Below are 20,445 nucleotides of genomic sequence, written 5' to 3' on the forward strand. Positions count from 1 at the left end.
TTATAAGGGATTGGTATTTCATATTGAAACAAAATTTTAAAAATTTGTTTTAGGGCTAATTTAGCATTAATTAGGCTATGTTAATAAAAGTTTGATGGTTAAAAATCTCTAACTCCCCTTAATTTTCTAAAAAGCGCTTTACTTAGCACACTTCTTTATGTCAATATTCCAATCAGCACCGGATTTGATTTGATGTTTTTGCGCGAAATTATCCATATTCAGCGCCACGGAAACATTCAACAAGCTGTTTAAATAAACCAACGGCTGGCCTTCTGGCACATTGCCAAAGCTCGCAACATACGGCATTTTCCCTTCGTATTGTTTCTTAGAACCTTTAAAAATCGTTACACACAGCGTGTCATTGAGTTTGATTTTTGCTTGATTGAGTAATTTATCGCTGATATTGCTCCAAACATTGCCATATTGAATATCCAAAATCGGGATATTGCCTTTCACTTCCCCTTTTGTGGCTTTCGCTTTTTGGTAAGGAATTTCAACGACTTTTGGGGGAAGCTCTGGCCCGACCTGCTCGAATGTGATCGCCCCAGAAGCCAAACGCGCACCGGTGTAAGCATACACATCACGGCCATGGAAAGTATAAGATTTTTCAGAACCTTTCAAGCGGTTAGTTTTTTCATCAATTTCACGCACGCTATCAATCCCCAAAGTTTGTGCCACCAAAGTCAGCGTGCCGTTATCCGGCGAGACGAAATACTGGCCGTTTTTAGTTTTTAGCACCACCGATTTACGCTTAGTGCCTACGCCCGGATCCACTACGCTCACAAATACCGAACCTTTTGGCCAATAACTAGCGGTCTGATACAAGCGGTAAGCGCCTTCCCAAATATTATACGGGGGGATTTCGTGCGTTAAATCAAAGATTTTAAGATTGGAATCAACGCTGAAAGCGACGCCTTTCATCGCCGAGACAGCTCCATCTTTTAGGCTAAAATCTGTTTGTAAAATCAAAGCGTTACTCGCATAAACAGGCGATAACCCTATACACGCTGATAAAAACAACGCTAAAATCGTTTTTTTCATCTGTATTATTTCCTAAATAACAAAAGCGGAGTGAAGCGTTTTCTCATGGTTATCCTTTGTTGGATTAAAGTGTTTTTATTATACAATTTAAGGGGATTGTTTGTTTGTTTTTTTGAAGTTTAAAGTTTTTACAAGGGATTAAAATTTCGTATTGAAACAGAATTTTAAAATAAGTCTTTATGTTAAAATAATTTAAAATGATTTACCGCTAATTAGGCTTTCTTAAGGATAGGGGGTTTTATTTAAAACGCAATATCGCCAATATTTTCACTATTTTCTATATAGTATTTAAAGCGCTCTTTTTCTAATTCGTTTTTTAGGATTTGTTGTTCTTCTAAAAGCAGGCGTTTTTGATCTTCTAGGGTGTTGATTTTACGGCTAATATAATAAATATTATTGCTTAAATAGATTTTAGGCGCTAATAAGGCTAAAAACGCGCCCCCAAAAACCAATACCCCTATTAAATTCATTAAAGAAAGACCATGCGAATTTTCATTTGCAGTTCCAGCGAACAATTCCTTTTTTTCGTCCTCTTCTATGCGTACAAAGCGTTCTTTTTCATTTGAAGAATGGGTTTTGATATTCATGGCTTACTCATATGGCTTACTCATGGTTTGAATTGAAACACCCTCATTTTAGCGCTTCGTGAGCGCCTGTTGTTTTTAATTTCTTCTGGGCTTGGAGTGATGGGCTTTTTGGTTAAAATTGCGCCTAAAGCGTGATTGTTAGAGCAAGCGCATTTGAAACTTGAAGGATCACAAATGCAATTTTTAGCGTAATCTTTGAAAGCGTTTTTCACTAACGCGTCTTCTAAAGAATGGAAAGAAATCACGCACAAAATCGCTCCCTTAAGGTTTCTAGCGCATTGTAAAAACTCTTTTAACTCTTCTAATTCGCTATTGACTTCTATGCGGATGGCTTGAAACACTAGTGTCGCTGGGTGGATTTTTTTATTTTTAGAAAAAGAGCTTAAAAAATCGCTCAAATCTTTAGCGTCTTTAAAGGATTTTTTAGCACGCCTTTCTGCAATTTTGTGGGCGATTTTTTTGTATTCTTTGATTTCGCCATAGTCTCTAAAGATTTTTTCTAACGCTATTACAGGATAAGAGTTGATGACTTTTTGAGCGTTCAAATCACTCTCTAAATCCATGCGCATATCCAAAGCGTGCGAGTGGAAATTAAACCCTCTGTTATCGTCATCAAGCTGCAAGGAGCTCACCCCTAAATCCACTAAAACCCCCTTGATTCGCTCACCATGAATTTCTAGGGCTTCTTTAAAGCGTTTGGCAAAACCTCCGCTTAAGAGATTATAACGCCCTTCAAATTCTTTCAATCGTTCTTTAGCGATTTCTTGAGCGAACTTATCTTTATCAATGCCAATGAGTTTCAGGTGTGGTTTTTGGGATAAAAGGGCTTTAGAATGCCCCCCTAACCCTAAAGTGCAATCAATCAAAACCCCTTCTTCTAAAGGCGTGAACGCTTGCAAAACTTCTTGCAACAAAACGCTTTGGTGCAGATTTTCTATTTCTTGCAAACAATCCCCCTAAAACCCCTAGATGAATTTTCCAAATGCCTACTCAATGGTATTGGTTTTGTTGGTTACGCCCAAAAGTTTCTTTATCAATTTTAGCTTTTTAAGATGCGAAAATTCAAGCTAATAATCCTTTTTAATAAAGATTAAAAAGAGCTTAAAGACACCCTTTTAAAGGGTTTAAAAAGTGTAGTTATACCCTAAATAAAGCGAATAATCCCGTTTCAAATGGTAATAAAGATTAGTAGCGTTAGGACCCGCACTCAAAAATTTATTGATGAGTAGCGGCACTCTCACGCCAAACTCTACGCCATTATGCTTATAGATATTGGCTCTCACCCCAAAATTCAACCATACTTGAAAAGCGACGGTTGAAGTATTGGTGCTATAAGGGGCGTTAGGGTTACAATAAGTGGGGGTACAAACATCAGGACCCTTAGCTTCAATGATTTGCTCTTTCCAATAGTTTGCCGCTGAGCTTTTCCAAGTGTTACCGCCGATAGCGACCCCACCAAAAATACCAAAAGAAGCGTTGTCTCTATCAATAATATCAGCTAACAAATCGCTCCCCACACCCCAAGAAACCATATCCAACTGGATTTTATTAGGTGCATAAACTTGCTTACCCAAATCGGCATGCCCGTAATCAAAAAGCCCATACACTCTAAAACCAAACCATTTGCTTGTCATATCTAGCGACTTGAATTGGAAAAATTTCTTATAACCCACATTCAACCCAAGACCATTCAAAGCCCCATTAGCGTATTTAGCATGCCAGTTGATATTGGTGCCTCCTGGATTATGCTTATTAGCGGTAAGACCTGGGGGGCAACCTACAACACTCCCTGTGCAATCCCCTGTATTATAAATATTACTATTCAAACGGGCCTGTCCAAGCTGATAATTAGCCCCTATATAAACACCATCACCTTCGGCTAACAACGAAGAGCTTAAAACTGCGGATAGAAGCCCTAAAGCTACAAACTTTTTCATAAATTCCATTCCTTTACATTCCTATCTTTAAAATTGTCTCATAAAATAATAGCATGTTTATCCTTAATCAAGCAAATATTTTTAACTCTTATGAATAAGAAATGATAATAAAACCATTCTTTTTTGAAGTATAATAGCTCCTTTTAATCCATTTTCTTATTTTAAGGAAACTCTTGCAACATAAAACCATTATGGATAAGATCATTATTCAAGGGGCTAGGGAAAATAATCTCAAAAATATCTTTTTAGAAATCCCTAAAAACCAGTTTGTTGTTTTTACCGGATTAAGCGGTTCGGGTAAATCCACTCTGGCGTTTGACACTTTATACGCTGAAGGCCAAAGGCGTTATTTAGAGAGTTTGTCCAGCTATGCGAGGCAATTTTTAGATAAAGTGGGTAAGCCTAATGTGGATAAAATTGAAGGCCTAACCCCTGCGATCGCTATCGATCAAAAAACCACTTCTAAAAACCCTAGATCCACTGTGGGGACGATCACTGAGATTTATGATTATTTAAGGTTGTTGTTTGCAAGGGTTGGGGAGCAATTTTGCCCCACATGTCTAGAGCCTATTAGTTCTATGAGCGCGAGCGATATTATTTCTCAAATCTGTCATTTAGAAGAAAATTCTAAAATCATTATTCTCGCCCCCATTATTAAAGATAAAAAAGGTTCGTTTAACGATAAATTAGAGAGCTTGCGTTTGAAGGGGTATGTGAGGGCTTTTGTTGATGGGGTGATGGTGCGTTTAGATGAAGAAATCCATTTGCACAAAACCAAAAAACACACCATTGAAGCGGTGGTGGATAGGGTAGTCATTAATAGCGAAAATTCTTCACGGATCGCTAGCGCGGTAGAAAAAGCCCTTAAAGAAAGCTATGGGGAATTAGAAGTGGAAATCTTGCAAGACAACGCGCCAGGCATTAGGAAGCATTACAGCGAGCATAAGGCATGTTTTAAGTGTAAGATGAGTTTTGAAGAATTAGAGCCTTTGAGTTTTTCCTTCAATTCGCCTAAAGGGGCGTGCGAGAGCTGTTTGGGTTTGGGGACAAAATTTAGCTTAGATATTAGTAAGATTTTAGATCCTAACACGCCTTTAAATCAAGGAGCGATTAAAGTGATTTTTGGGTATAACCGCAGTTATTACGCTCAAATGTTTGAAGGCTTTTGCGAATACAATGGTATTGACAGCGCGCTTTGTTTTAATGAATTGAATAAAGAGCAACAAGACGCTCTTTTGTATGGGAATGGCACTGAAATCAGCTTTCATTTTAAAAATAGCCCCTTAAAACGCCCTTGGAAAGGCATTATCCAAATCGCTTATGACATGTTTAAAGAGCAAAAGGATTTGAGCGATTACATGAGCGAAAAAACCTGTTCTTCATGCAAGGGGCATCGTTTGAAAGCCTCAAGTTTGAGCGTCCAAGTCGCTGGCTTGAAAATGGCGGATTTTTTAACTAAGCCCATTGAAGAAGTCTATCACTTTTTTAATGATCCCACGCATTTTAGCTATCTTAACGAGCAAGAAAAAAAGATCGCTGAACCGATTTTAAAAGAGATTTTAGAAAGGGTGTTTTTTTTATACGATGTGGGGCTAGGATATTTGACTTTAGGGCGGGATGCACGAACGATTAGCGGAGGGGAGAGCCAAAGGATACGAATCGCTAGTCAAATCGGGAGTGGTTTGACAGGGGTTTTGTATGTTTTAGACGAGCCTAGCATTGGCTTGCATGAAAAAGACACGCTCAAACTTATTAACACCCTTAGGAATTTACAAAAAAAGGGGAACACGCTCATTGTCGTAGAGCATGATAAAGAGACGATTAAGCATGCGGATTTTGTTGTGGATATTGGGCCAAAGGCTGGAAGACATGGAGGCGAGGTGGTTTTTAGCGGGAGCGTGGAAGAGTTATTGCAAAATAACCATTCTACCGCCTTGTATCTCAACGGCACTAAAAAGATTGAGCGCCCTAAATTTGAACTCCCTAAAGAAAAGCATTTTTTAGAAATTAAAAATGTCAATATCAATAACATTAAGAATTTGAGCGTTCAAATCCCTTTAAAACAATTGGTGTGCATTACTGGGGTGAGCGGGAGCGGTAAAAGTTCGCTGATTTTACAAACCCTTTTACCCACCGCTCAAACCCTTTTAAACCATGCTAAAAAAGCTCAAAGTTTGAATGGGGTGGAGATTGTAGGGTTGGAGCATTTGGATAAAGTGATTTATTTAGATCAAGCCCCCATAGGCAAAACCCCACGAAGCAACCCCGCCACTTACACGGGAGTGATGGATGAAATCAGGATTTTATTTGCCGAGCAAAAAGAAGCTAAAATTTTAGGCTATAGCGCGAGCCGTTTTAGCTTTAATGTTAAAGGGGGGCGGTGCGAGAAATGCCAAGGCGATGGGGACATTAAAATAGAAATGCACTTTTTGCCTGATGTGTTAGTCCAATGCGATAGCTGTAAGGGTGCTAAATACAACCCCCAAACTTTAGAAATCAAGGTGAAAGGCAAATCCATTGCTGATGTGTTGAACATGAGCGTGGAAGAAGCTTATGAATTTTTTGCTAAATTCCCTAAAATCGCCGTGAAGTTAAAAACACTTATAGATGTGGGCTTAGGCTATATCACTTTAGGGCAAAACGCTACGACTTTAAGCGGGGGGGAGGCTCAAAGGATCAAATTGGCTAAAGAATTGAGTAAAAAAGACACAGGCAAAACCCTTTATATTTTAGATGAGCCTACTACCGGTTTGCATTTTGAAGACGTGAATCACCTTTTACAGGTTTTGCACTCTTTAGTGGCGTTAGGCAATTCCATGCTAGTGATTGAGCATAATTTAGACATTATCAAAAACGCTGACTACATTATAGACATGGGGCCTGATGGGGGGGATAAGGGCGGGAGGGTCATTGCGAGCGGCACGCCTTTAGAAGTGGCACAAAATTGCGAAAAAACCCAAAGCTATACGGGAAAATTTTTAGCTTTGGAATTGAAATAGCTTGCATGGGGTTTGTTAAAACGATGTAGGGCTGAATAAAATAACAGACAGCCAAATATTAGAGAGCAGAAAAATTACAAGGCTAACGGCAATAATAGCCGCTTAATCATGCAAGAGTTAGCAAGGAAACCATGCCTTTAAAATCCATCGCATGAGAGTTTGAAAAATGAGAAAATACTAAGGAAAATAGAGACCAAGCCGACACTTTCTAATCATTGCAAAAACGGCAATAGCGTTTCAAACCTTAATGGGAATAATCCCACCACAAACGAATTTAAAACACAAGAGCCACAACGAATGAAGCAAGAAAAATGCGCCATAGTTAAATCCATGCTAGAGATTATAAAAAGCTTGAAATAAGTAGGTTATCAGCCATTAAAAAATCGTGAGAGTGGGTACTATTATTTTCGCCCTATAGCCCAAATTACAAGGGGTAGGGTTAAAAACCCCCTAAACTCACTATTTTTAGTCCCACACAAAAACTACTAATAAGGCTTTATTACCATTAAGTGTTAATCATAAACTATAAAAAATGCTAAAAAACATTTTTCATAATCAATAGTAAAGAGTTTGATTTTAATTTTAATTGCACGATAATTTTTGTAGCGCGGTCTTAGGGGTTAAAAAATGACTTTTAATTTAAAAAACTAATTAAGACCCAACAAGATTTTATTTATTATTGTTTTTTCGTCCGCATTATAATCGCTTGAATGGGATCTTTGCCAAGGAGGTTGCCAAACAAAGGCCCCCTCAACAACTCCTAAAACACCTTGCTTGTCATTTTAACGGCCTCCTCTTTGAGTCTTAAGGTATTTGGGGAATTGCCTTTTAGCTTCTCTATCAATCATAGACCCCCACTTTTTATAGTAGAATTTGATCGCAAATTCCGTTCCTTATATCCGCTCTATTTTGTAACTCCTAAATCCAACTTCCAAATACTTTCTCACCAACCACTCAATGTTGTAAGGCCCTCTATCCAAAAAACGCTTGATATTTGCAGAATTGGTTTCATAATATATTGCAGGCTCGCCATTTTCAAGCAAATCAGCAAGAGTGGTGTTGTTATTATCAATCACAGGGGGTGTATAAAACCCTAAACACTCATCAACCCCTAATTCCTTAACGATAAACAATCAGCAATTGATAAAATCACCATTCTTATCGTTAAGAACATCAATGATTTTATAAGAGCTGCCATACCCATAATAGATCGAGTTAGGTTTCTGTGGTTCTTTATTAGCCTTTAATCCATTAAATTCATCAAAAATACCCGCCATGAAATCATCATCATTTGCTAAAGCGGTCTTGCTACTCAATCTAACAATCTTTTTCTCACTCAATTGAACAATCACTTCGTTAGTCTCTTGATCCGCTCCAACACCAATCACTCTATAGCCAAATCTATCCACTCTTTTACTCAATTTGTTACACAACAAACCATGCAATTCCTTGTTTTTTAATTTCTTAACCATAAAATCATTCGCTAACATAAAAACTCCCCATTAATTGAACCCCAATCTTTAAACCCCTTTGAGCAAAAATCCCAAATTAAGCGTTTCTAATAAACGCTTTTTCTAATGACCCTATGAAATTATAGCGTGATCACTAAAACTTATTAAACTTATCTGGTTGCAGATGGTTTATAAAGAAGCCCTACAAACTACCTTTCCAAAAACAAATCTTTCTCTTGGATTTCCGTTTCTTCGCTTAAAATCGCCGCTCTTTCCACGACGCCTAAAAGCTCTCGCACATTCCCATGCCAAGAATATTCTAAAAGGCGTTTTGCGGCGTTTTTTGAAAAAGATTTTGGCCCCAAATGATAAGCGTCGCACACTTCTTTAAGCTTGATTTCAGCAATGGGTAGAATCTCTTCTACTCTCTCTCTTAAAGGCGCGATAGTTATAGGCACGATTTGCAAGCGGAAAAACAAATCTTCTCTGAATTCTTTTGAAGCGATTTTTTCTTTCATGTTAGCGTTGGTGGCGGAAATGAAACGAACATCAATTTTAACGCTCTTATTATCCCCAAGGCGTGTGATTTCTTTTTCTTGAACCACTCTTAAAAGTTTGCTTTGCAATTGAATGGGCATTTCAGCGATTTCATCTAAAAAGATCGTGCCTTTATTCGCACTTTCAAAAAGCCCCATTTTAGGCGCTGTGGCGTCCGTGAACGCCCCTTTTTGATACCCAAAAAGCTCGCTTTCTAATAAATGCTCTGGGATTGCGGACATGTTGATTGCGATAAAAGGGTGTTTGGAGCGCTGAGAATGCTGGTGGATGAAATGAGCAAAAACTTCCTTACCCACCCCGCTTTCGCCTAATAGCATGACATTAGCGTCCGTGCTTGCGACTTTTAAGGCCTGCCGTTTGCTCTCTTCTAAAGCTTTTGAAGTGGCTAAAAAGCTGTGTTTGTGTGGTTTTTTTAAAGGTTTTTCTAAAGGGTGTTTTTTTTGAAATTCTAAAACTTTTTTAGTGCGATAGATAGATTCTAAAAGCAATTCTGGTTTAAAAGGCTTTTGGAAAAAGTCTTTCACGCCTAAACGAATGGAATCAATGGCTTTATTCAAGGTCGCATTACCGGTAATCACAATGGATTCATACTTGCCTTCTAAAAGGCGTAAAAATTCCAAGCCGTCCATATGGGGCATGTTAATATCCGTGATGACTAAATCAAAGCTTTCATCTAATTTGGCTAAAGCGTCTTTAGGGTTTTTAAAACTCACAATCTCTAAATCGTCTTGAAGCTCAAAAAAAAGCTCCAGGCTTTTACGCATGTTAATATCGTCTTCTACAATGGCGATTTTCATTCTTCTTCCTTTCTAAAAATATCTAACAATAACGCATCTCCCACCAAACTCGCTCTAACGCTTAAGGCTTTGAGGTTGAGAATGCTCGTGGTAGTGGTGCCGTTTTTATAGCTGTGATCATAATGCGTGATAGCGACTTGGCTTTTTAAAATGCAGTCTATGACTCGCTCTTTTTCTTTTTTTAACGCTATTTCTAAAAGGAAGCGTTCTAGTTTGGTTTGGAACAAGGGGTTTTTCAAATCGGGTAAGTTGCTAGTAATAATATAGCAATGATAGTCTAAAACATAGGGGGCTGTTTTAATGCGGCTGACGATAGGCTTAGAGACAGAATACTCTTCGCCCATCACTCTAGAATCAACGATTTTCAAGCGGTATGAAATTAAAAATTCTTGATCTTCTAGGGGGCTGAGAGCTTGCAAAGAAACCCCTAAAAAATAAAATAAAAAATAACAGAATGAAAAGAAACGCATCACTCAAACAAATTTTGCGCCGAAGAGGTTTCTAAATTTTCTGGCTCTTCTTCTTTAGGGCAAGAATTGACATACACGACTTTATCAGCGGTGTTTATGAGTTTTACCCCACTGGCATTTCTTCCAGTTTCTCTAATGTCTTTAATGGAAACTCTAATCATTTTCGCGCTCACAGTAAGGATCATCAAATCCAGGTTCTCATCATCTACGCTGATAACGCCCACTAGATTACCGGTTTTTTGAGTGAGCTTCATGCCAATGACCCCCTTGCCTCCACGAGATTGCTCCCTATACGCTTCGGCTAGAGTTTGCTTGCCAAGCCCGTTCTCGCTCACGCTCAAAAGCTTGTTGCTATCATCGCTAATGACGACCGCGCCGACAACAAAATCATTTTCATTCAATTTAATCCCTCTAACCCCACGAGTAGTTCTTCCGATCTCGCGCACATCTTCTAAAGGGAATTTAATGAAAATACCCAAATGCGATGCGATGAGCAAATGCTTGGCGTTGTTATCCACAACTTTTGCGCCCACTAATTCATCGCCTTCATCTAAAACAATCGCTCTGATACCGCTATAACTCCTATTACCGCCAAATTCGCTCAAATTGGTGCGCTTCACCACGCCATTTTTTGTAAAGAAAGCTAAAGAGCGTTCATCGCTAAAGTCTTTAGTGCTTAGAGTCGCCATGATCTTTTCATCTGGAGTGAGTGAGATTAAATTCACAATGGCTTTACCCATAGCGATCCGGCTCGCTTCTGGGATTTTATAGACTTTCAAATGATATAATTGCCCCTTATTGGTGATAAAGAGCAAAATATCATGCGTGTTAGCCACAAAAAAGTTTTCAATAAAATCGTCTTCATAAGTGTTGCCTGAAAGCTTGCCCTTACCGCCACGATTTTGCCTTTCATAAGCTTTTAAATCCACTCTTTTCACATAGCCTTTATAGCTCATGCTCACCACCATAGGCTCATTAGCGATCAAATCTTCTGTGTCAATACTTTCGTAAGATTCTTGAATTTCAGTGCGCCTTGGAGAAGAAAACTGCTCTTTGACTTCTAAAAGCTCTGTTTTGACGACTTCATTCAAGCGATCTTCGCTCTTTAAAATGCCATTGAGATCACTAATAAGCTCCAACAAGTTTTGGTATTCTTCTTTGATCTTATCCCTTTCAAGGCCTGTTAAGCGTTGCAAACGCATTTCTAAAATGGCTTTGCTTTGGATTTCGCTCAAAGTGAAACGCTCCATTAAGGCGTTTTTAGCCGCTTCTGGGCTTGGGCTTGTTTTAATGAGCTGCACGATTTCATCAATATTGTCCAAGGCGATCAAATAGCCTTCTAAAATATGCGCTCTAGCCTTAGCCTTTTCTAATTCAAAAATCGTGCGTCTTATAATAATGGTTTTTCTGTGGTTTAAGAAAAGGCGCAACAACTCTAAAAGCGTGAAAATCTTAGGCTCTTTATTGTAAATAGCGAGTAAAATGATGCTAAAAGTGGTCTCCATGGTGGTGAGTTTGTAAAGGTGGTTTAAGACAATTTCACTCATTGCGTCTCTTTTTAATTCAATCACCACTCTAATGCCCTCTCTATCGCTCTCATCGCGAACTTCGCTAATGCCTTCAATTTGCTTTTCTCGCACTAAATCGCTGATTTGTTCCACTAATTTGGCTTTATTGGTTTGGAAAGGCATTTCATCTAAAACGATGATTTCTTTATTTTTTGTTTTTTCCACATGCACTTTGGCCCGCACTTTCACACGCCCTCGCCCCGTTTTATAGGCTTCAACAATGCCCGCCTTGCCATAAATGATCCCACCGGTGGGAAAATCAGGCCCTTTGACAAATTCCAAAATTTCATCTAATTCAGCGTTAGGGTTTTCTAAGACATGCGCTAAAGCGTCTATGATTTCATCAATCCTATGAGGGGGGATAGAAGTCGCCATCCCTACGGCGATCCCATTAGCCCCATTGACTAAAAGGTTAGGCAGACGGCTTGGTAGAATATCTGGCTCTTTTAAGGTGTCATCGTAATTAGGCACAAAATCAATGGTGTCTTTATCAATATCCCTTAAAATTTCTTCACTCGCCTTAGTCATTCTGGCTTCAGTGTAACGCATCGCTGCAGCGTTATCGCCATCAATAGAACCAAAGTTGCCCTGCCCATCCACTAATTCCAAACGCATGGAAAAATCTTGCGCCATTCTCACTAGCGCATTATAAACCGCGTTATCGCCATGGGGGTGGTATTTACCAATCACATCACCCACGATCCTAGCGCTTTTTTTGTAAGCGACTTTGGAAGTAAGGCCTAATTCATGCATCGCATACAAAATACGCCTATGCACAGGCTTTAAGCCATCTCTAGCGTCCGGTAAAGCACGCCCTATGATCACGCTCATGGAATAGGCTAAATAGCTCTCTTCAATAGAAGAATCAATCCCCACTTCTACAATATTTTTTGTTTCATTGACTAAATTACCTTGCATGTGTCTCCCTAAAATTTAATTAAAATAAAGCGTTAAAAGATAACGCCCCCAAATCAAAACCCAAAAAATAAGCCCTATCAGTTGGGCTGCACTGGCCATGTCTTTAGCCTTTTTGGCTAAGGGGTGGAACTCAGTGCCAGTAAAATCCACAGCCTTTTCAATGGAGCTGTTGATCAATTCAATGACCACCGATAAAAAACAAGGTGCAATCAATAGCCCCCATTCTAAAAAATCTTTAGCTAGATAGATCGCTAGAGTGATACAAAAAAGAGCCAAGATAATAATTTGCCTGAACGCGCTCTCTTCAGCCCATGCGCATTTAAGTCCGTCTTTAGAATAAAAAAGGGCTTTAAAAAGGCGTTTAAACCCTTTAGCTTTGGGGGGGACTTTGAAATCACTCATGGCTTATTTTGTAAGATTGAAAGAAATTCACGCTAAGGCTATCCAACAAGGCGTTAAAAGTCAGCTTGGCGTTGTCTTTAGCTTGGGCGTTAAGAGTGATCTGGGATCGTTTGTCTTTAGCCATAGAAACAAGGGCTTGCAACAATCCCTTAAAATTTTGTTGGAGCGTGGTATCGTCTTTAAAATGGGATTGGAACAAGGCCATAAAATAGTTTTCTAAAGAAGCTAACGCGCTTTCATAAGAGACGCTAGGGGTTTGAGAACGCAAGCTAAAATAAGGGGAAAAAAAGCCCAAACTCTCTTTATGTTGGTGGTAAAAGGACTCTAAAACATTTTTAAGATGGCGCACTTGGATAGAAACGCTCAACTTTGGCGCTAAAAAACGCAGTTTGTCTTGCAGCTCTTCTATGGCTTTAGCGTCTTTAGAACTCAAGGTTTTAAAAATATTTTTAAGGGAAAGATTTTCTTGCGTCTCCATTAAACCCTCTTGAAAAAAAGTGTAAGCAAGGATATTTTCCGCATTAGTCAAATCGCATTTTAAATTATCGTTTAAGGTTTTTTCATCTAGAGCGTTGAATGTTAAAGAGCAATTCAAGCGTGTGGGTTTCATTTTTTCTAATAAGGTATTCAAGTCTTTTAGGGGGATTTGGCTGATTTTTTGCTGAATGGATTGCTCTAAAATAGGGGATTTGATTTGAGAATGGACAGAAAGGGTAAGAGAGCTTTTATCTAAAGAATGGAGCTTGATATTTAAATTTTTAAAATCCATAATAGGGGAGTTTTGAGAGTCTAAAAAACTCAGCTCTTTAGAAACGCATGCAATTTTAAAAAACCCTTCGCATTCAAAAGGAGCTCCTACAATCCCCATGCCCTTAATTTTAGGGCGTTGATCCAAATAAGCGTTAAGATAAGCGCTTAAAGATTTTTTAACCGACATGCTAGTAAAGAAGATAAACACCCCTAAAAGCACGCAAATTAAAGCCCCAATAACCACCATCCAAGACATGAATTTTTTAGTCAAAAAACACCCTTTATTTTATTGAAAGCATAGTGATAGGACCCATAAAATACATTTTCTTATTTTTAGAGATATTGACAATATCTTGCAGTAATTTTTTACAATTTTCTTCTTCCCAAGTGTGGTTTCGCTGGTGTACAAGGATAGAAAATATCGTGTTTGTTAGGGCAAAAAAGTCGTTAGCAATGCCTTGTGTTACTTTCATAGCTTTTCCTTGTTAGGTGGAATTAAAATTATACCTAGTATTAAATCAAAAAAAAAGAAAAAGAGCTTAAAATTTTGAAAAAGTCCTAATTTGTGGCTGAATTTATTAGGATTGAAGAAAAATCCGCTTGAGTTGAATTAACCCAAGCTTTTTAATGCACCAAAGAGGCATAAAGCCTCTTCATAAAAAGGATTGAGCGATTTTAGCGTCTTTCTGGGGGCTGTATGCCTAGCCAATCTTTATAAAACACCTCTATATCAGGCTCAAAATCATGGATCACAGGATACCAAGGAGTTGGGGCTTCAACATCTAAAAGGATGCCGCAATCCGGGCAAATATACTCCCGATACACTTGCCAGTGAGTATCACTGGCTAAGAGTTTAGGATACACCTCTTCCATTTTTTCTGCTGTATCGCGCACATAGATGTTTGCATGCAATTTCCAATTCTCCTCTGGAGCGCAAAACGCATGACCGCATGAACACTTAATAACCCACTTCTTTTGAGGATCTTGCACCACAAACAAATGCGGCCCCAAGGGTAAGACGATCTTATCATCAAAACCTACCTTATCTTGCAACACCTTCAAATACATTTGGAACCTTTCATGATCTTTAGGCATGCTCAGCATTTTTAAGACAGTGTTCCAATCCAAGTTCCCCTCTACTAAATTTTTAATTTGTTCTTGTGTGTATTTTGACATAACCATTCTCCTTCACAAAAATCTTATTTCTCATCAACCAACACAACCGTGCGCACATCAGGCAATTTGCTCAAATCCATCCTGTATTTAGATCCATAGGTGAATACGCCAAGCTCATCTTCTTTCACAGTCCAATTCTTTGGCAAGTTCCAGAATGTTTTAAAATCATTCAAAAACTTAGGCGAGAGATCAAAGCTAGTCGCATACATGTGCTTAACTTGTTTGGAAGCCTCTTTTTCAAGAATAGCGTTTCTTTCTTGCTCCATCCATTCTTTTACAGGGATGGATCTAGCCTTTCTGTTTTCAAGAATTTCTTTTCTTCTGGCTTTCGTTTTGGCTTCATCTCCTACCCAAATGCCGTCTTTATTCTGGCTCACAATCGCACCATAAACCTTGTAAGCGTATTCTGGCAATAGCTGTTTGCTGTTTAGATCTTCTAAAATCGCATCCAAATCCCTTTCAATAGGATCGCCAAATCCAGGACCGCCTTTGATGTAGTTCAAATACAAGTCGTAATTGTCAAAGCAGTTCTCAGTGGTGATGCATTGCTTATCCCTTTTGACTTGAGACGCATGAGAAATGTGCTTTTCATAATCTCGATCAGTTGGGTTAAAATCGCCCCCCAAAGGCAAGCTAGCGTTATTTTTAATCCTGTTTTTTAAATCGGTGTTGTGCGCTTCAAACCTATAACCACTAGCCGCTGGATAGCCTCCCATCATACCCCAATCGCTATTCATATAGCCATTACCCATAAAGAACATGGTCCAATCATGCGCGCCCCACACCATTCTTAAGGTTTCAAACCCGTTACCGCCTCGATATTTCCCATACCCACCGGTATTGGCTTTGACATTCCTGCCTAAATAAAGAAGAGGCTCTGCCATTTCCCAAATTTCAACATCGCCCATATCGCCTTCTGGATTCCAAATAGCCGCTGCGTGATTTAGGCCGTCTTTTATCGCGCAAGCTCCAGTCCCACAAGAACTCGTCTCAAAGCTATTCACCGCATGGATTTCTCCATCCTGGTTGATACCACCGCCTTGCAGCCAATTGGAAGTGTTAGCGTTTCCAGAATTGACTTCTTCTAAATACCCTCGGCTGTAATACGCTTGAGACAAACCTCTCCACAAAGCGCTCCAGCCTGATACCAAGAAATGCCACGCATAAGCATGCCCAGTGCGCCTGTCATCTGGATTCATCCAAGTCCCTTTTTTGAGTCTGAATTGAGTCGCAAAATAAGCACCATCGTTGATGCGGGAAGTGGGGATCAGCGTTTGAGTCATCATCACCCAAATACCGCTAGTAAAAGACACTTGGTTGCAATTGAAAGAGTGCCATCCCCACCTAGACGCACCATCAAAATCCAATTTCCATGTAGCGTCCTTATTGATAGTGATTTCCACAGGAGAGTGCATGATTGTGTCTAGTTTAGCAAATTCAGAACACACGCCAATATCCTTATGCGCATAAGGCACATCCACAAACGCTACCTTTCTATACTTGCCCGGTATGGTCATGGATTTGATCCTAGAGATAAGGCCTCTTCTCCCCTCTTCAATCACCTCATCAATAAATCGCATGTAAGAATCAATGCCGTCTTCTTTAATGACTTCCATCACTAAATCCCTAATCATATGGCATCCTGCAATCCTAGTCCTTTCATCCAAAATCCAATATTTAGGCGTTCTTACCGATCTTTGAGATTCATGCAACCAATCTTTAAAGCTCTCATCATTCGCCCCTGTCTTACGGCAAGTGATCATGTATCCATCCCCAAATCTTTGAACCTGCCCGGTGCTCATCGATCCTGGAGTAACTGATCCGGTATCAATCACATGCGTAACACCGCCTACCCAACCAATCAATTTTTCATCGTGAAAAATAGGCACAAGAGTCATAATATCGCATGGGTGCACATTCCCAATCGCGCAGTCATTATTGGTGAAAATATCCTTGTCGTTGATACCAGGGCTATCTTCCCAATTATTCTCTACCATGTATTTAATAGCCGATCCCATAGTGCCTACATGGATAATGATGCCCGTAGAAGTCAGCACGCTATCGCCCACAGCGTTATAAAGCGTGAAGCACAATTCCCCCTCTTGCTCAACAATAGGGCTAGCCGCAATCCTTTTAGCCGTTTCTCTGGCATGCACGATACCACCTCTTAATTTAGAGAACATTTTCTCATAACCAATCGGATCTCTTTCTTTAAACTCTAGTTTTTTGAGACCATTATAATGCCCTGTTTTTTCTGTCCTGGCTAGGATTTCATCTCTAGCTTGTTTTAAAGTTTTGCCGTTTTTCAATAAATTTGCCATTTTGAACTCCTTTATTTAATTTCTTTTAAGTGGAACAATCGGTGTTTGTCTAGTCTTGTCGCAAAGCCTTTGGGTATCACGAAAGTGGTCGCATCTGATTCCACGATCGCAGGCCCTATGACTTCATTTCCAGGCAGTAATTTTTCCATTTGCCACACATCTGCATCCACCCATTTCTTATGACGATAGAATTTTCTAACGCCTATTTTGGCTTCTTTTGGAGGCGTGGCACCATGCTCTTTTTCAACCGGAATCACAGGTTTTTGCGTAGCCACAACACCACGCATGATCACGCCGGTCACGCTAAAACCAAGCTCTGGAGAACACGCTGATTCAGAATAAACACGAGCGTAGGTTTTTTCATATTCTTTAACAATCTCTTCCCAATCAGCCACGCTTGCAGCTTTTGACACAGGAGAAGTGATCTCTAAATCATTCAATTGCCCCATATACTGCATCCTGTATCCAGGTCTTAAAATCACATCTTTTTGAGAAAATCCATTGATCTTAAACTCTTCAATCACTTTGAGAGTCAATTCATCCCATGCGTCTTGAATGATTTTGCATGCTTCTACTTTTGACTTGTCTGAAGAATACTGCGGAATGGCAATATCCACGCTCTTATCGTATCTGTATTCAAAATCAGCGCAAGCGCAACCAAAAGCGCTAAATCCAGCCGCCCACGCAGGCACTACCACATCCTTAAACCCTAAACCTTCTGTATAGCCATAGGTATGCACAGGCCCCGCACCACCATATGAAAAGCACACAAAATCAGACGGGCTATACCCTTTAGCGCTAATATTGGATCGCAAGTATTCTTTAAGCTCCAAATCAAGCAACTCAATCACACCCGCAGCCGCATCTTCTACGCTAATGCCTAGCGGATCAGCGATTTGCTCTTTAATGTGTTTTTTAGCCCTATCCACATCTAATTTAATCAAACCGCCTAAGAAATTATCCGGGTTCAAATAGCCTAAAACAATATGGCAATCAGTTACTGAAACCGTGTCTAACCCGCTGTCTTTCCAACAAGTGCCAACTCTATACCCCGCGCTGTCAGGTCCTAGTTTGACAGATCGGCTGTGCGGATCAATGCGCACAAAACTCCCCGCACCTGCACCAACAGAATCCATAGCCACAAGCGGTAGAGATAAAACAAGGCGCGCCATATCAGGGTCAGAAGCGATGTTGAAATTGCTCTTAACGATAAGCGCCATATCAAAGCTCGTGCCGCCAATATCGCTGCATGCAATATTGTCATAACCAAGCGTTTCGCCTAGCAATTTAGATCCAATCACGCCTCCAATAGGACCGCTCACGATCGTTCTAGCGAGCTCTTTAGCTTTCCAACTGATAGTGCCTCCATGCGTTGCCATCACACGAAGATCAAATTTAGCGCCATGCTCTTTGAAGCGGTTACTGACTTTAGAGAGAGTTTGTCTGCTTGGCTCAGCCGCATAAGCTTCTAAGATAGTGGTGTTCATTCTGTGGCTTTCTTTTCTTTGAGGGTAGTAATCCACCGAAGCGAATACAGGAACATTTTTACCCAATTTTTCAATCTGTTCTAACGCTATATCTCTAACGATCCGTTCGCTTTCAGCGTTTTTATGAGATTGCAACAAGCAAATCACAATAGCCTTTGCGCCTGCTTCTAAAAGCTCCTTAACAGCAACTTTAACCTCTTCTTGGCGCACTGGGATAACCACTTGCCCCTTGACATCGGTTCTTTCTGTAACGCCTCTAATCCTTTTTAAAGGAATCAGCGGATCATCATACTTGTGCGTGTTGATATGCAACCTTTCTTCTAGCGCATACCCCAAGTAGGATTGCAACGCCCTGCCCATAGAATGCATTTGCTCAAAACCCTTATTGCAAATCAGGCCCACTTCCATCCCACGCCTTTGGACGACCCGATTGAGCATCGCCGTGCCTGAGTACACGCAAGTGACCAACTCTGGATAAACCTTATTCACATCTGATTGCCAATGCGATAAAGCGTCTTGTGAGCTATTGTAAATAGCTAAGCTCTCATCTTCTGGGTTGCTTTGGGCTTTACCAACTACGAAACTGCCATTTTCTTTCACAAAAAATGTGTCTGTCATGGTGCCACCGGCATCAATACCCATCACCTGAACTCTTGCGTCTTTCATTTTTTAGACTCCTTAGTATTAAAGTGTTGCTCAAGGTAACCTATCAAGGTAACCTATTTGAATTATAGGACAAATTTTAAAATGGAAATCGTTTTTTTTTTTTTTTTAAAGCCAATCAGTGAAAATTTAGTGTGTGAAGTGAATAATAGTAATAAGTTCATTCAAAAAAATATCATATAGGAAGAAAAATATTAAACCTAATATTAAATCAAAAGGCAAAATTCAATTCTAAAGTGCCGATTTGGTGGTGTTTAGGCTGGGATTGAAAGGTTTTACTAATATCAGTGATCGTAAAAGCCACCCTAAAGCTACGCCACATCATAGCCGCTCCTATTTCACTGGCATAAACAAAGTATTCCAAATTAGCAATGCCCCTAGTTTCAGGGCTATTGCCTTGAATGAAGATGTTAAGGGGTTGGAAGCGCCCAAAAGCCCCTACAAAAAAATAGACGGAAAATTTATCGCTATAAGGCATGCCTCCATCAAAAGCGGTATTGACCTTATTGACCCCATAATCAGCGTCTAGGTTATACCCAGCCCTAAAGAGCGAGCCGAGTTGGAAATAATCCCTCGCATTACCCAATTCCACATTAAACCCAGGCATTAACTCCATAGAAAAAAAACGAGTCTTTAAAAGGGGGACTTTTTTGAGCAATTGGTAGTGCAATTCAAAGATAAATTCGTTTTTGAGCTGTGTGTTCCAGCCATAAAATTGGGGGTCATGGCCCCATTTATGAATGAGATGCTGCGTTTGAGCGGCCAAAGAATCTTGCCCTGTCGTGCCTAAAGAAAGCGTGAATAACTCCATGAAAGTTTGATGGCGGTTATACACATTCAAATTCACCCTCAAATACCCCCCATAAGGGTGGTTGTCATGCAAATGCACCAGTTTTCTGTTTTCAAGTGAAGGGGTATACATGTCTTGGGCGAGAGAAATGCCAAAACGAGTAACCCTAGGGCTTTTATTGAAAAACCCTAAATACGAAGTCCATTTCATCGCTTTATTTTTAGAAAAATCAAACTCTTTAGTAGAAAAACCTATTTGGTTGCCTGCGGTATAATACTCATCAATGTAAGGGTTGATATAACCATCATTTTCAGTCATCAAATTGATAGAATAGCGTTTAGAGGGCGTTAATGGGGTAAGAATATCCTCTTTTGCCCATGCAAACATTCCTAATGATAAACATAAAATAAATTTGAAAAACAAAACACTTCCTTAGGTTATTATGGGGTTGGTTATTGTAACGAAATAAGGCTTAATTACAAGAGCGTTTAAAGGGTAAAAAGAGAAAACTTTACCCATTGGAAAGAGCG

General features: G+C 39.7%; 15 protein-coding genes and 1 pseudogene. 1 reads left to right on the top strand and 15 read right to left on the bottom strand.

The window, feature by feature from the left end; genetic code table 11:
• Window positions 1–138: 138 nt before the first annotated feature.
• From DBU79_RS05870 to hopE, 4 genes are all read right to left on the bottom strand, one after another.
• On the bottom strand, window positions 139–1,041 hold the full coding sequence (locus tag DBU79_RS05870; protein ID WP_134890206.1) for an SAM hydrolase/SAM-dependent halogenase family protein: 903 nt from the start codon (window positions 1,039–1,041) through the stop codon (window positions 139–141).
• Window positions 1,042–1,283: 242 nt separating this feature from the next.
• Window positions 1,284–1,628, bottom strand: a complete 345-nt coding sequence (locus DBU79_RS05875) for a hypothetical protein (RefSeq protein WP_001022704.1) — start codon at window positions 1,626–1,628, stop codon at window positions 1,284–1,286.
• 20 nt (window positions 1,629–1,648) lie between these two features.
• Window positions 1,649–2,575 carry a 16S rRNA (cytosine(1402)-N(4))-methyltransferase RsmH gene (rsmH, locus tag DBU79_RS05880; protein WP_134890207.1) on the bottom strand — a complete coding sequence of 309 codons (927 nt, stop codon included), beginning with the start codon at window positions 2,573–2,575 and terminating at the stop codon, window positions 1,649–1,651.
• 177 nt (window positions 2,576–2,752) lie between these two features.
• On the bottom strand, window positions 2,753–3,574 hold the full coding sequence (gene hopE / locus DBU79_RS05885; RefSeq protein ID WP_154411840.1) for a Hop family outer membrane protein HopE: 822 nt from the start codon (window positions 3,572–3,574) through the stop codon (window positions 2,753–2,755).
• Window positions 3,575–3,738: 164 nt separating this feature from the next.
• Here hopE and uvrA point away from each other — a divergent pair, with 164 nt between their 5' ends.
• Window positions 3,739–6,564, top strand: coding sequence for an excinuclease ABC subunit UvrA (gene uvrA / locus DBU79_RS05890; RefSeq protein ID WP_180481961.1), 2,826 nt, complete (start codon window positions 3,739–3,741; stop codon window positions 6,562–6,564).
• A gap of 669 nt (window positions 6,565–7,233) precedes the next feature.
• On the opposite strand, the pseudogene DBU79_RS08055 reads toward uvrA, so the two are convergent.
• From DBU79_RS08055 to DBU79_RS05950, 11 genes and pseudogenes are all read right to left on the bottom strand, one after another.
• Window positions 7,234–8,054 (bottom strand): annotated as a pseudogene (locus tag DBU79_RS08055) (hypothetical protein).
• A 170-nt stretch (window positions 8,055–8,224) separates the two neighbouring features.
• Window positions 8,225–9,370, bottom strand: coding sequence for a transcriptional activator FlgR (gene flgR, locus DBU79_RS05905; protein ID WP_154411842.1), 1,146 nt, complete (start codon window positions 9,368–9,370; stop codon window positions 8,225–8,227).
• Complete coding sequence (locus DBU79_RS05910; protein ID WP_195834239.1) at window positions 9,367–9,840, bottom strand: hypothetical protein; 474 nt, start codon at window positions 9,838–9,840, stop codon at window positions 9,367–9,369. Before DBU79_RS05910 ends, flgR begins: the two co-directional genes overlap by 4 nt.
• The gene (gene gyrA / locus DBU79_RS05915; RefSeq protein ID WP_154411844.1) at window positions 9,840–12,326 is read right to left on the bottom strand and encodes a DNA topoisomerase (ATP-hydrolyzing) subunit A; all 2,487 of its coding nucleotides are present in this window, start codon (window positions 12,324–12,326) and stop codon (window positions 9,840–9,842) included. Before gyrA ends, DBU79_RS05910 begins: the two co-directional genes overlap by 1 nt.
• A gap of 15 nt (window positions 12,327–12,341) precedes the next feature.
• Window positions 12,342–12,728, bottom strand: a complete 387-nt coding sequence (locus DBU79_RS05920) for a diacylglycerol kinase (RefSeq protein WP_154411845.1) — start codon at window positions 12,726–12,728, stop codon at window positions 12,342–12,344.
• Complete coding sequence (locus tag DBU79_RS05925) at window positions 12,721–13,749, bottom strand: hypothetical protein (protein WP_154411846.1); 1,029 nt, start codon at window positions 13,747–13,749, stop codon at window positions 12,721–12,723. The genes DBU79_RS05920 and DBU79_RS05925 overlap by 8 nt, the downstream gene beginning before the upstream one ends.
• A 10-nt stretch (window positions 13,750–13,759) precedes the next feature.
• Window positions 13,760–13,951, bottom strand: coding sequence for a DUF262 domain-containing protein (locus DBU79_RS05930; RefSeq protein ID WP_154411847.1), 192 nt, complete (start codon window positions 13,949–13,951; stop codon window positions 13,760–13,762).
• 202 nt (window positions 13,952–14,153) lie between these two features.
• Window positions 14,154–14,654: an acetone carboxylase subunit gamma gene (locus tag DBU79_RS05935; protein ID WP_162982101.1), complete on the bottom strand. Its 501-nt coding sequence runs from the start codon at window positions 14,652–14,654 to the stop codon at window positions 14,154–14,156.
• Between the two features lie 23 nt (window positions 14,655–14,677).
• A complete protein-coding gene (locus DBU79_RS05940; RefSeq protein ID WP_154411848.1) occupies window positions 14,678–16,975 on the bottom strand; it encodes a hydantoinase B/oxoprolinase family protein in 2,298 nt (765 codons plus the stop codon).
• Between the two features lie 11 nt (window positions 16,976–16,986).
• Window positions 16,987–19,128 (bottom strand): hydantoinase/oxoprolinase family protein, encoded by a 2,142-nt coding sequence (locus tag DBU79_RS05945; protein WP_154411849.1) that lies wholly within the window; start codon window positions 19,126–19,128, stop codon window positions 16,987–16,989.
• 208 nt (window positions 19,129–19,336) lie between these two features.
• On the bottom strand, window positions 19,337–20,338 hold the full coding sequence (locus DBU79_RS05950) for a lipid A deacylase LpxR family protein (protein WP_154411850.1): 1,002 nt from the start codon (window positions 20,336–20,338) through the stop codon (window positions 19,337–19,339).
• Window positions 20,339–20,445 lie beyond the last annotated feature (107 nt).

Source organism: Helicobacter pylori (assembly GCF_009689985.1).
Lineage (GTDB): Bacteria > Campylobacterota > Campylobacteria > Campylobacterales > Helicobacteraceae > Helicobacter > Helicobacter pylori_CG.